General features: G+C 66.3%; 11 protein-coding genes. 3 read left to right on the top strand and 8 right to left on the bottom strand.

The window, feature by feature from the left end:
• Positions 1–28: 28 nt before the first annotated feature.
• Positions 29–1,162: an acyl-CoA desaturase gene (locus tag D578_RS0101550; protein ID WP_042798316.1), complete on the bottom strand. Its 1,134-nt coding sequence runs from the start codon at positions 1,160–1,162 to the stop codon at positions 29–31.
• A gap of 270 nt (positions 1,163–1,432) precedes the next feature.
• Here D578_RS0101550 and gdhA point away from each other — a divergent pair, with 270 nt between their 5' ends.
• Positions 1,433–2,782, top strand: a complete 1,350-nt coding sequence (gene gdhA / locus D578_RS0101545; RefSeq protein WP_018948256.1) for an NADP-specific glutamate dehydrogenase — start codon at positions 1,433–1,435, stop codon at positions 2,780–2,782.
• Positions 2,783–2,921: 139 nt separating this feature from the next.
• Here gdhA and D578_RS0101540 read toward each other — a convergent pair whose 3' ends face one another.
• The 7 genes from D578_RS0101540 to D578_RS0101510 form a co-directional block, all read right to left on the bottom strand.
• On the bottom strand, positions 2,922–3,929 hold the full coding sequence (locus D578_RS0101540) for a chemotaxis protein CheB (RefSeq protein ID WP_018948255.1): 1,008 nt from the start codon (positions 3,927–3,929) through the stop codon (positions 2,922–2,924).
• Positions 3,930–4,158: 229 nt separating this feature from the next.
• Positions 4,159–4,821, bottom strand: coding sequence for a hydrogenase maturation protease (locus D578_RS0101535; protein ID WP_026289116.1), 663 nt, complete (start codon positions 4,819–4,821; stop codon positions 4,159–4,161).
• Between the two features lie 42 nt (positions 4,822–4,863).
• Positions 4,864–6,162: a Ni/Fe hydrogenase subunit alpha gene (locus D578_RS0101530; RefSeq protein WP_018948253.1), complete on the bottom strand. Its 1,299-nt coding sequence runs from the start codon at positions 6,160–6,162 to the stop codon at positions 4,864–4,866.
• Complete coding sequence (locus tag D578_RS0101525; protein WP_018948252.1) at positions 6,159–6,971, bottom strand: oxidoreductase; 813 nt, start codon at positions 6,969–6,971, stop codon at positions 6,159–6,161. Before D578_RS0101525 ends, D578_RS0101530 begins: the two co-directional genes overlap by 4 nt.
• Positions 6,968–7,843, bottom strand: a complete 876-nt coding sequence (locus tag D578_RS0101520; protein WP_018948251.1) for an FAD/NAD(P)-binding protein — start codon at positions 7,841–7,843, stop codon at positions 6,968–6,970. The genes D578_RS0101525 and D578_RS0101520 overlap by 4 nt, the downstream gene beginning before the upstream one ends.
• Positions 7,833–8,306, bottom strand: a complete 474-nt coding sequence (locus D578_RS0101515; protein WP_018948250.1) for a cyclic nucleotide-binding domain-containing protein — start codon at positions 8,304–8,306, stop codon at positions 7,833–7,835. The genes D578_RS0101520 and D578_RS0101515 overlap by 11 nt, the downstream gene beginning before the upstream one ends.
• Positions 8,303–9,415, bottom strand: a complete 1,113-nt coding sequence (locus D578_RS0101510; RefSeq protein WP_018948249.1) for a sulfite reductase subunit A — start codon at positions 9,413–9,415, stop codon at positions 8,303–8,305. Before D578_RS0101510 ends, D578_RS0101515 begins: the two co-directional genes overlap by 4 nt.
• A gap of 188 nt (positions 9,416–9,603) precedes the next feature.
• On the opposite strand from D578_RS0101510, the gene D578_RS0101505 reads away from it, so the two are divergent.
• On the top strand, positions 9,604–10,926 hold the full coding sequence (locus tag D578_RS0101505; RefSeq protein ID WP_026289115.1) for an acetyl-CoA carboxylase biotin carboxylase subunit family protein: 1,323 nt from the start codon (positions 9,604–9,606) through the stop codon (positions 10,924–10,926).
• The gene (locus tag D578_RS0101500) at positions 10,923–12,950 is read left to right on the top strand and encodes a CocE/NonD family hydrolase (protein WP_018948247.1); all 2,028 of its coding nucleotides are present in this window, start codon (positions 10,923–10,925) and stop codon (positions 12,948–12,950) included. The genes D578_RS0101505 and D578_RS0101500 overlap by 4 nt, the downstream gene beginning before the upstream one ends.
• The last annotated feature ends 37 nt before the right edge of the window (positions 12,951–12,987 follow it).

Raw genomic sequence — 12,987 nt, 5'->3', positions numbered from 1 at the left:
CTCCGGCCCCGCAATCCGGGGCCCGCGTTCACGCCGTGGTCGCGCGACGAGAGGCCGACAGGGCGCGCAGGCGGCGGCGCTGCATCTTGAGGCGATACTCCAGCTCCTTGAACTGGGTGCGCAGTTCCGTGCGCACCCAGCGATCGTTCATGGCCTCGCGCCCGGCCCGCATCTTGCGCGCCTGCACCTTCTGCCACTGGTTCACGGTATCGCGGAAACGCTGATACTCCCGCTCCACGGTTGCGCGCCAGGAGTCGTGCGCTGGCTCGGCCTGGTCGGCATTGAGCAGCCGGCGAAACTCGGTGTGCAGCCGTGCGCGCATGATCTTGAAGCGCGGTGTCCAGCGCCGGTCATACACCAGTCCCGTCCAGGCAAAAAGGTTGATCAGCCACTTCGAGGGGTCGTACTGCCACCAGCGCACCCCGTTGCGGTAGTCCGCCTGAAAGGCGTGGTGGAAGTTGTGGTACCCCTCGCCCCAGGTGAGCAGGGCGACTAGTCCGTTGTCCACGGCGGTGCTGTCGTCACTGTAGGGACGACGGCCCCACCAATGCGCCAGGGAGTTGATGAAGAACGTGAAGTGGTGGCTGAGCACCATGCGCAGAATGCCGGCCAGTAGCAGCATGCCGATCACATCCCCGAATGCCAGCCCCAGCAGCAGAGGCAGGCCCAGGTTCAGTCCCCATGCCAGGGTCCAGTAATGCCGGTGTTGCCACATCACCACCGGGTCCTTCGCCAGGTCCTTCACCCGCGAATAGTCGGGCTCGCTGGTGGGCCAGTTGCGCAGCATCCAGCCCATGTGGGCATGCCAGAAACCGCGCTTGATGGAATGCGGGTCGCGTTCCACATCATCCACGTAGCGATGATGCACGCGATGCCGCGCGCCCCAGTTGTAGATGCTGTTCTGCAGCGCCAGGGCACCGCTCAGCGCCAGCAGAACGCGCAATGGCCCCCGCGCCTTGAAGGTGCGGTGCGCCCAGAGCCGGTGATAACCCACCGTGATGCCCAGGCCGCTTAGCACCAGGAACAGGCCAAAAAACAGCCAGGCCGCGCCGCTGAAGCCCTGGGTGAGCCACCACCACGGCACCAGCGTGACCGCGGCCAGGTTGGTCAATGCAAAGAAAACGGCCGGCGTCCAGGCAATCGGGGGGGCACGTTCGGACATGGTGGAGACCTGCAGGCGACCGGGGCGAGCGAAGATGCTCACCTATTCATAGCAGATGAGACCGCGACCGGCGAGTAAAAGTGCCCTCGTTCCGGACGGTCGGCCCCAGAGCGTTGCCGGTCGATGGTTTCCATCGGAGGCGCTGCTCCCTGGCTCCCTTCCGGTGCTGCACGGTCGGTGACGGAATGCACCATCATGGGGCGATCGGGATTGTCTTCTCGGCACCCGCATGCCTAAATGCGTCCGAATCAGACCATCAGGATGCGATCCATGAACGGAAGTCTCGACGAAAAGCTCGAACCCATTTACCAGGAAGTGCTGCACCGCAACGCCGGGGAGACGGAATTCCATCAGTCCGTCCATGGCGTGCTGGACACGCTGGGGCCGGTACTGGTGAAGTACCCGGAGTTCGCCGAACTCAAGATCATCCAGCGCATCTGCGAGCCCGAGCGGCAGATCATCTTCCGCGTCCCCTGGCAGGACGACAAGGGCGAGCTGCACATCAACCGGGCCTTCCGCGTCCAGTTCAACAGCGCCCTGGGGCCGTACAAGGGGGGTATGCGTTTCCACCCCTCGGTGTACCTCGGCATCATCAAGTTCCTCGGCTTCTCGCAGGTGTTCAAGAACGCCCTGACCGGCCTGCCGATCGGCGGCGGCAAGGGCGGCAGCGACTTTGATCCGAAGGGGCGCTCCGATTCCGAGATCATGCGGTTCTGCCAGAGCATGATGACCGAGATGTACCGCCACCTCGGCGAGTACACCGATGTGCCCGCGGGCGACATCGGCGTTGGCCAGCGCGAGGTCGGCTACCTGTTCGGCCAGTACAAGCGCATCACCAACCGCTTCGAGTCCGGCGTGTTCACTGGCAAGGGGCTCGACTGGGGCGGCAGCCGCGCCCGTACCGAGGCCACTGGCTACGGAGCGGTCTTTTTTACCCAGGAGATGCTCAAGGCCCGCAACGACTCGCTGGAGGGCAAGCGCGTGGTCATCTCCGGGGCCGGCAACGTGGCGATCCATGCCACCGAGAAGGCCCAGCAACTGGGGGCCCGGGTGATCGCCTGTTCCGACTCCGGCGGGGTTATCCTCGACGAGGACGGGCTCGATCTGGACCTGGTGCGCCAGATCAAGGAACGCGAACGCGGCCCGATCAGCGCCTACGCCGAGCGCAAGAAGGGCGCGAAGTACAGCGAAAATGGCTGCATCTGGGAGATCCCCTGCGATGTCGCCCTGCCGTGCGCCACCCAGAACGAGCTGACCGGCAAGGATGCCAGGGCCCTGGTCAAAAACGGCTGCATCGCGGTCGCCGAGGGCGCCAACATGCCGGTCACCCCGGAGGGTATCCAGGCCTTCCGCGCGGCCGGGATCGCCTTCGGCCCCGGGAAGGCCGCCAATGCCGGCGGTGTGGCGACCAGCGCGCTGGAGATGCAGCAGAACGCGAGCCGGGACTCCTGGACCTTCGAATACACCGAGGCCCGACTGCAGGAGATCATGGCCAACATCCACCGCACCTGCCACGAAACCGCGGAGGAGTACGGCTCGCCCGGCAACTACACCGTCGGCGCCAACATCGCCGGTTTCGTCAAGGTCGCACGCGCCATGGAGGCGATGGGCCTCATCTGAGCCTCCCAACGCTGGACTCGCCTGGGGCCCCACGTGGGGGCCCCAGCGCGAACGTGCGAATTGATCAGCGTTTCGCCGCTATGGCGAGGCGAGGGGCAACAGCTGGCCCGAGGCACGTGTGGCGAGATTGACGAAACCTTCATCTCGCCTCTTCGCCGTAAGAATCCTGGTCGGTCGCCTTCAACATGGCACGAATGCGGTCAATGTGGACCTGAGAGTCTTTCGCTCGCTGGGAGACCGATGAGGTAGCCCTTTTGCTTTCATTCTTGCTCATGGTTACCAGAAGATTCTGGCGCTCCTCGAACATCCTCAGTGCAACCCAGAGCGTTTCTTCAATCCTTTCATTTTGTTGTGTTAGAAGAACCGAAGAGGTAAAGGCATGGCCTGTATGACAGCGATATCTTAGAATGTCCCCCTCCTCTATTTGCCATAACACGCCGCCACAGTCCGGACAGTTGTAGGGCACCTGATCGCCGAGCGCCTCTACAGAAGGCAAATCGCTCAAAACCCGCTCTGCGATCCTTGCCTCGATCATGATGTCTTCCGGAACTTCCCCCCTTTCCGGTAGCTCTCTCCTCAAAAGATCGGATAGCAGCGCGCCCATGCCGGCGATCGGCAAACAATGATCGGCTCCGACATTCGCGATTACCGATTGCGGCATGTCCGGATAAGCCGCATCCTCGGGATCCTGTGCAATGCACACCCCGCCGCATCTTTTGATGGCCATCATGCCGCTGGTGCCATCATCCAGATATCCTGTAAGGATGACTCCTATGACTCCGTTCCCATAGGCCACTGCTGCGGAGCGAAATAAGGGGTCAATGGCGGGCCGTGAACGGTTTTCTCTGGCACCCTTTGTAATGCGGATCTTTCCCTTCGCAACCAGCATATGCTGGTCTGATGGCGCCAGATAAATCGTACCGCTTTCGAATGTCTGTTGATCGTGCGCCTGTACACAGGCAAGGCTGCTGCTCTCATTCAAGACTTTGACCAGCGCTTCTCCGGTCGTGTCGGCGCTCATGTGAGTAACTATAAAAATGGGAGCCGGAAAATCCTTCGGAAATTGTGCCGCGAGTTTCTTTAACGCTGCCATGCCTCCAGCGGAGGCTCCAATAACAATGACCATTGGGTTTTGGTTGCTGGACATCACTACCTCCATCGATGGAGCAGGTTCGAAAGGCCGAGTTGGGCATTGCGCAACCTAAACCGAGACCGTCTATAAATATATCGGCTTTGTTTAATATAGCTCTGAGCACCCGCAGTCGCAAAAGGGTGCGCGCGAAGCGCGAAGGGGGTCCGCTTTTACCGTCTTCATCTCCCCTCGCTGAAGGGGAAATGCGAGATTTGAACCCGAAGATTCGAATGTGTGGAAGGCGTTACCGGGCACAGCGGTCCGGGGATATCGCCAGTGTGAGGTCGTCGAGGATTCGGCGGGCGGCTCTTGGGATGGCGTCGATGGCTTGCAGCGAGAGTCCGGTACCGTCTTCCAGGTGTGCGGGCTCGATTCCGTGAACGATGAGGGTGGGCGGCAAGGCGTCGAGCGCACGGGCGAGTTCGACGGCTTCGGCGAGGCCGATGCCGTGGGAGGAGTAGCGGGCCCCGCGCGGCAGGGGTTCGCGGGCGTCGAGGCGGTGGAGGGTGCCGGGGGCGGCGCCGGTGACGATGGCGTCGACCAGGATCACCGGGTCGTGGTCCTGCCACAGGTCCATCAGTTCGGCGGGTTCGCCGCTGCAGGTGGCGGTGGTCAGGCCCGGAGTGTCCCGCAGGGCCTCAACCACGGCGTGGCCGATTCCGTCGTCACCGCGCCAGGGGTTACCGATGCCGAGGACGATGGGGCCTTTGCCGTTGGTTTTTGGCTCGCGACCTGACTCCGTGGCTCCCTGGTGTTGTTTAGGGGTTCTCGGTGGCTTGCGGGATGCCTTTTCCGCGGATGTGGCAATGGCCGTGCGGCGTTTGGCGTCCAGGTCCGATTCGAATGCGCCGGCTTGGTAGGCTTCGAGTAGTTCCTGGTCTTCCGGGCTTGGTTCTGGCTTTCCCATGCTATCCCCTCCGAGCGTGGTGGTTTGCTTTACCACCGACGTTCACTGGCGCTCGACCGTGAGGTCGAGGAAGTGGGTGGCGCAGGAGATGCAGGGGTCGTAGTTGCGGATGGTGACTTCGCAGCGGGCGCGCAGTTCGTCGTCCGGCAGGTCGAGGTTGTTCTGTACCAGTTCGCGCAGGTCGGCCTCGATGGTCGGTTGGTTCACGGAGGTGGGCGGGACGATCTTGGCGTCGGCGATGAGGCCCGCGTCGTCCAAGGTGTACCGGTGGTAGCAGATGCCGCGCGGGGCCTCGGTGGCGCCGAAGCCGGTGCCGGCGCGGGGGGTGACCGGCAGGGCCGGCTCGGTGGGGGCCGTCCGGTAGCCATCGACCAGGCGCAGGGCCTCCTCGAAGGCGAGCACGATCTCGATCATCCGGACCTGGATGCTGCGGAACGGGTTGCGGCAGACCGTCCCCAGCCCGGCGCGTTCGGCCAGCTCGGCGGCGCGCGGGGTGAGGCGTTCGCGGTTCAGCGCGAAGCGCGCCAGCGGGCCCATGAACACCGGCTCGCCGGAATCCGAGCGGTGGCTGTGCAGCGCGTTGGAGTGGGCGACGTGTTCCTCGGTGAAGATAGCGTCGTAGTCGCGGATGGCCGCGTCCAGGCCGCTGCTGGAGCCGAGGCGGCCGTGGGTGATCGGGTATTCGTCCGGGTGCACCAGGGACACGAATTCGTAGTCGCGTTCCAGGTCCGGGTAGTCGAGGGTGGCGAGGAATTCGGCGACCTCGCAGGCCGCCTCCAGGCCCCAGGCCAGTTCCTCGCGCAGGCCGACGACCTCGGCGGGCGTTGGCGCGCGGTAGAAGCCGCCGACGCGCAGGTTCACCGGATGGATCTCGCGCCCGCCCAGCAGGCGCAGGATGGAGTTGCCGATCTTCTTGATGCGCAGGCCGTTGCGCACCATGTCCGGGTGGTCCTTGGCGGCGGTGACCGCGTCCGGATAGCCGAGGAAGTCCGGCAAATGCAGCATGAACACGTGCAGGGCGTGGCTCTCGATCCACTCGCCGCAGTAGGCCAGCCGCCGCAGGTCCTGCAGTACGCCGTCCACGGTGATGCCGCAGATGTCCTCCATCGCCAGCGAGGCACCCATCTGGTAGGCGATCGGGCAGATGCCGCAGATGCGCGCGGTGATGTCCGGGGCCTCGCGGAAGTCGCGCCCGCGCAGGAAGCCCTCGAAGAAGCGCGGCGCCTCGAAGATCGAAAGTTTCACCTCCTCCACGCGGTCACCCTCGGTGCGCACGTACATCGCGCCTTCGCCCTCCACGCGGGCGAGGTAGTCGACTTCGATGGTGCGGGTCTCGCTCATGGCCGGTTTCCTGATTCTTCGGGCGGTGCCGCGCCGCTCTCCTGACGCTCGCTTTCCTCGCGGAAGGCATCGGCGCCGGCGTTGAAGGTGCGATAGAAGCGGACGCGCGTGGCGCGGTCCATCCCCAGCGTCTCCAGCTGACCGGACAGGCCAGGGGCGTTGGGGGTCTCCTTGGGCCCGAAGCACCCGTAGCAGCCGCGGTTGCACCCGGGGCACAGCGCGCCGCAGCCGGCATGCGTGACCGGGCCGAGGCAGGGCGTGCCGTGGGCAACCATCACGCAGACATGCCCCGCCCGCTTGCACTCCTCGCAGACGCTGGCGTTGGAGACCTGCGGGCGCCGGCCGTAGAGGAAGGCGCTGATGACCTCGAGGAGCTGGTACTTGTCGATCGGGCAGCCGCGCAGCTCGAAATCCACCGGCACGTGCTGGCTGATGGCATCCGAGGTGGCCAGGGTCTCGATGTATTCCGGGTGGGCGTAGACCTGGCGGGTGAACGCCTCGACATCGGCGAAGTTGCGCAGCGCCTGGATGCCGCCGGCGGTGGCGCAGGCGCCGATGGTCACCAGGAACCTGGAGGCGCTGCGGATCTCGCGGATCTGTTCGGCCGCCTCCGGCGTGGTGATCGAGCCCTCGACCAGGGTCAGGTCCCACGGCCCGTCGATGCGCTGGCTGCTGGCCTCGGGGAAATGCGCGATGCGCACGCGGTCAGTGACCGCCAGGAGCTCGTCCTCGCAGTCCAGCAGGCTCAGCTGGCAGCCGTCGCAGGAGGCGAACTTGAACACCGCCAGGGTAGGCTTTTCCCGACTCATAGCTCGCGTATCCGGAAGGCCGGTTCCATCACCGGGTAGGGGAAGACGGGCCCGTCGCGGCAGACGAAATGCGGCCCGATTTGGCAGTGGCCGCAAAATCCCACCGCACAGCGCATGTTGCGCTCCATCGATACGAAGATGTCCTCCGGCTTCAGCCCGCGGCGCTCCAGCGTGGCGGCGGTGAAGCGCATCATCACCTCCGGGCCGCAGGTCATCGCGAGGGTGTTGCGCCGGTCGAAGCCGCCACGCTCCACCAGCTGGGTCACCACGCCGACATCGCCGCGCCAGGCCGCGGTGCCGCGATCCACGGTGATGCGCAGATCGAGATCATCGCGCCGGTCCCAGGCGTCCAGCTCGTCGCGGAAGAGCATGTCCCCGGGCGAACGCGCGCCGTAGCAGACCACCACGCGCCCGAAATCGGAGCGCCGTTCGAGGGCCGCGTGGATCACCGGGCGCAGCGGGGCCAGGCCGATGCCACCGGCGACCAGCACCAGGTCGCGGCCTTTGGCCTGCTCCAGTGGCCATTGCGAGCCGAACGGCCCGCGCAGGCCGACCACCGCGCCCGGTTCCAGTCCCTGCATCGCGCGGGTCACGCTGCCCACCGCGCGCGTGGTGTGCACCACCCCGCCCTCCGCGGTGGTCGCGGAGACCGAGATCGGCACCTCGCCGACCCCGAACAGATAGAGCATGTTGAACTGCCCGGGTGCCGGCAGCGGCCCGGGTTCCACCCCCGGCTCCGGGCGCAGCTCCCAGCTGAAGACCTCGTTGCTGGCCACGTCGCGGCGCACCGAGTGGATGCGCCACGGCTGCGGCGCCATCGCCTGCTCCGGCAGGGCGCTGCCCGGCGGCGGCTGGACGGTGTCAGGCGCCATGACCCGGCCCTCCCGGCTGGTAGATATCCAGGCCCTGCAGCCGCGCCGCCTGCAGGCGCTGAACGATCAGCGCGGCGAAGTGCTTCATCAGCCGGTAGCCAAACGCCGGGTCGGCCTCCATACGGTCACGCAGCACGCCGGCGTCGAAGCGCAGCGTGTGAATATCGGTCACCGCCCTGGCGTCGTAGCTCGCGCGGTACGGCGGCAGCAGCCAGGACCAGCCGACGATTTCGCCGGGGCCGAGGGTTTGGAACGGCACCGTTCCCTCGCGCAGCGGGCTTTCCAGCGCGACCTGGCCGGAACGGATCAGCCAGAAGGTCTCGGCTGGCTCGTGATCGCGCATCAGGCGGGTGTCGGCCTCGTAGCTGCGCTCCGCCGCGCAGGCCGCCAGCAGGCGCTTATGGGCGGGTTCCATGTCCTCGAAGAACGGCTGCTCCTCGATGATGGCCAGCAGCTCCTTCATGCTCGGCCCTCCGGGTCGCGGCGCACCGCGGTGACCTCCTCGGTGATGTCGATCCCCACCGGGCACCAGGTGATGCAGCGCCCGCAGCCGACACAGCCGGAGGTGCCGAACTGGTCATGCCAGGTGGCCAGCTTGTGGGTGATCCACTGGCGATAGCGCGCGGCCACCGAGTCGCGGTGCGCGCCACCGACCAGGTGCGAGTGTTCCTGGTTGAAGCAGGAATCCCAGCGCCGCACGCGCTCGCTGCGCTGGCCTTCCAGATCGGGGACCTCCTCGACCTGCGAGCAGAAGCAGGTGGGGCAGACCAGGGTGCAGTTGGAGCAGGACAGGCAGCGCTCGGCGGTCTCCTCCCAGCGCGGGTGTTCCAGGGCCCGGTTCAGGACCTCGCGGGCATCCGCCGGCATCTGCCGGCCCATCTTTTCCGGTGCCTCGGCCCACACCCGCTCGGCGGCGGCCTGCTCGGCATCGCTGGCCGGGCGCGGATCGAGCCGGTCGAGCATCGCGCGACCCGCCTCGGATCCCGCCTCGGCGACCAGAAAGTGCTGGGTGGCGTCGATCACCTCGGTCAGCGCTAGGTCGAAGCCCTCGCGCGCGCGCGGGCCGGTGTCCATCGAGGCGCAGAAGCAGGTGCCCCCCGGCTCGGCGCAGCTGACCGCGACCATGAACAGGTCCTGGCGGCGTGCCGCGTAGCCGCGGTCCTGCACCGCCTGGTCGAGGAACACCCGGTCCTGCACGTCGATCGCCGCCAGCTCGCAGGCGCGCATGCCGATGAAGGCGCGGCGTGGGGCCTCGGATATGCCGGGCTCGGTCACGAAGCTGCCGTCCGGCTGGCGGGTCAGCCGGAACAGGGTGTCCTCGGGGGGGAACAGGTATTTCTTCCAGGAATGCGGCCCGACCACATAGCCGAACAGGGCCTGGTCATCGCGCTCGCGCAGGCGGTAGTGACCGGGGGCCTGCTCGTCGGTCCAGCCCACCGGTAGGTCGTCGAGACCGCCCACCCGGTCGTAGACGATCGCACCGTCGCGCCGCGTCGGCCCCACCACCTCGTAGCCGTCCCCGGCCAGCAGGCGGATCAGCGTGTCCACGGCTTGTGGTGCGATCACTTCCACAAAAGACTCCTGCGTCTCGGAGGCGCTGCCCGTTACGGTCAACCGCCCACACGAACTCATAGTGCGACAAGACCGCGGCACGATCCAGCGGCATCCCGGGCTGGAAATAACCCCGATACCTGCCACACTCCAAAGAGGGCGTCGTGCAGCCCTGGCGACCCGCTTGTCCGGAGGAAGCGATGGCGGTTCTGGATGCGCCGGGGAGGCGCAATATCTTCGTAGTGGGTCTGGACGACTTCCATCTGGCCCAGCTACAGACCCTGCCCGGGGCGGAGGGCTATATCTTCCATGCGCTGTTCACGCGCGAGGAGGTCAAGCCCTTAACCCGGTTTCCGGTGCGTCGGCTGCTGATCGAGGGTCGCGAACGGTTGAGCCAGTTTCCCGGCACGGTGGATGCCGTGGTCGGCTTCTGGGATTTCCCGGTCAGCACGATCCTGCCGATCCTGCGCCAGGCCGCGGATCTGCCGGGGCCGACCCTGGAAAGCGTGCTGAAGTGCGAGCACAAGTACTGGAGCCGTCTCGAACAGGCCCGGGTGGCGCCCGAGCACATCCCAGCCTTCTGTGCCGTCAACCCGTTTGTCAGCGACCCGCTGAGCGAGGTGACCCTGGACTTTCCGTTCTGGCTCAAACCGGTGAAATCGGTGCTCTCCTACCTCGGCTTTCGCATCAACGATGCGCACGACTTCCGGCGCGCCATGGAGCGGATCCGCAGGGAGATCGATCGCTTCGGCGAGCCCTTCAACCACCTCCTGGGGCACGCGACGCTGCCCCAGGAGGTGGCCGCCATCGACGGCAATCACTGCATTGCCGAGGCGCTGATATCGGAGGGTCGCCAGTGCACGCTGGAAGGGTATGTCTGGCAGGGCGAGGTCCGGATCTACGGTGCCATCGACTCCCTGCGCGAGGGTGCGGCCGGCTCCTCGTTCTCCCGCTACCAGTACCCGTCCATCCTGCCGCAGACGGTACAGGCACGGATGGAGGACATAGCGGACCGCGTGATCCGGCAGGTGGGCTACGGCTGCGCCCCGTTCAACGTGGAGTTCTACTGGGATGAGGCCACGGACCGGATCTGGCTGCTGGAGATCAACACTCGCATCTCCAAGTCTCATGCCCCGCTGTTCCGGATGGTGGATGGCTGCTATCACCAGCAGGTGATGATTGATCTGGGTCTGGGGCGCGCGCCGACCATGCCCCATCGCCAGGGGGCCTTCCGATGTGCGGCCAAGTTCATGGTTCGCCGGTATCAGGATGCACGGGTCGTGCGGATGCCCACGCCGGCGGAAATCGCGGCCGTCGAGGCCGAGTTCCCGAGTGTGGCCATACAGATCGAAGTCCAGGAGGGCATGCTGCTGTCGCAGCTTTGTTATCAGGACAGCTACTCCTACGAGGTCGCGACCCTGTTTATCGGGGCCGCAGACAACACCGAACTGGAGCGGACCTACACACGCGTGATGGAGCGGCTACCCATGGAGTTCGAGCCCGCCACACCCCCGAGCGAGGTACAGTCATGAATGTTGTCCACGACTTTCCCTGCGCGGTGGAGGTCGAGGAATACATCCCGATCCCGCTTGCCGATGGCACGCGCCTGGCCGCCCGTCTGTGGCGCCCTGCGGGCGCCGGGCAGCAGCCGGTACCTGCGATCCTGGAATACATCCCCTACCGCCGCCGTGACTCGACCCGGCTGCGCGACGACACGATGCATCACTACTTTGCCGGTCACGGCTACGCCTGCCTGCGGGTGGACCTGCGCGGATCGGGCGACTCCGAGGGGGTGCTGGAGGGCGAATACCTGCAGCAGGAACTGGACGACGGCGTGGAGATCCTGCGCTGGATCGGGCAGCAGGACTGGTGCAATGGCAACGTCGGCATGATCGGCATCTCCTGGGGCGGATTCAACGGCCTGCAAGTCGCCGCCCTGCGTCCGCCGGAGCTGAAGGCCGTGGTGAGCGTGTGTTCCACCGACGACCGTTACGCCGATGATATCCACCACATGGGCGGGTGCCTGCTCGGTGACACCCTGTCCTGGGCCTCCACCATGTTCGCGTACAACTCGCTGCCGCCGGATCCGGAGATCGTGGGCGCGCGCTGGCGCGAGATGTGGCTCCAGCGCCTGGAGGGCAGCGGCCTGTGGCTGGAACAGTGGTTGCGCCACCAGCGCCGCGACGAATACTGGCAACACGGCTCGATCTGCGAGGACTGGTCCGCGGTGCAGACGCCGGTGCTGGCGGTCAGTGGCTGGGCGGACGGCTACTCCAATGCCGTCTTTCGCCTGCTGGCCAACCTGCAGGGGCCACGACTGGGCCTGGTCGGCCCCTGGAGCCACAAGTATCCGCATCAGGGCGTGCCGGGCCCGGCCATCGGTTTCCTGCAGGAATGTCTGCGCTGGTGGGACCGCTGGCTGAAGGGCGAGCAGAACGGGATCATGGACGAACCCATGCTGCGGGTCTGGATGCAGGACAGCGTCCCGCCAACCAGCCACTACCAGGAACGCCCTGGCCGCTGGGTAGGGGAACCGCACTGGCCCTCGGCGAACGTCGAACCCGAGCCCTGGACGCTGGCCTGGCCGGGCAGGCTGGAAACCAGATCGGTCGTGATCCCGGAGCGCGAGATGAGCGTGCAGTCCCCGCTGAGCGTGGGTCTGTTCGCCGGCAAGTGGTGCTCGTATGCCGCGACCCCGGACCTGCCCCATGACCAGCGCGAAGAGGATGGGGGTGCCCTGGTGTTTACCAGCGCCCCGCTGGAAGAGCCCCTGGAGATCCTCGGCGCGGCGATGCTGGAACTGGAGTTGAGCGTCGACCAGCCCGTCGCGATGGTTGCGGCCCGATTGTCCGACGTTGCCGCTGACGACAAGGCGACCCGCGTCACCTACGGGCTGCTCAACCTGACCCATCGCGAAGGCGCCGAGACTCCGCAACGCCTGGAGCCCGGGAAAACCTACCGCGTCCGGGTCAAGTTCAACGACGTCGCGCAGCGCTTCCCGGGGGGGCATCGCATCCGGCTGTCGCTGTCGACTTCGTACTTCCCGCTGGCATGGCCGGCGCCGCGGCCTGTGCGGCTGCGGATCATGGCGGGCGCGAGCCGTCTGCTTCTGCCCCGGCGCGCGCCGCGCGAAGACATGGATGCCCGAATCGCCTTCCCGCCCCCCGAGGGCGCGCCCCCCTCGACACAAACCCATCAGCTAACGCCGCAGCGGCACAACTGGCGGGTCATTCGCGATCTGGCCGAGGACGAGTCGACCCTGGAGGTGACCAACGATGCGGGGACGGTACGGCTGGACGACCTGAACCTGGAGATGCAGCGCAAGGCGCTGGAGTGGTACAGCTACCGGGGTGACGACTTCAACTCGGCGCGTGGGGAGACCTTGTGGGAGCGCGGCTTCCGGCGTGGCGACTGGGCGGTGCGCACGGTAACCCGAACGGTGCTCACCTCGACCCCGACCGATTTCGAGATCCACGCCCAGCTGGATGCGTACGAGGGCGAGCGTCGGGTCTATGCCCGCAACTGGGACGTGAAGATCCCCCGCGACCTCGTCTGACAAAGCCGCCAGGAAGCTGGAGTCTGTCCGTGACAGC

It is taken from the genome of Thioalkalivibrio sp. ALMg11 (assembly GCF_000377905.1).
GTDB lineage: Bacteria > Pseudomonadota > Gammaproteobacteria > Ectothiorhodospirales > Ectothiorhodospiraceae > Thioalkalivibrio.
Note: the sequence above shows the minus strand (reverse complement) of the source record. Positions and strands in the feature narration are given on the sequence as shown.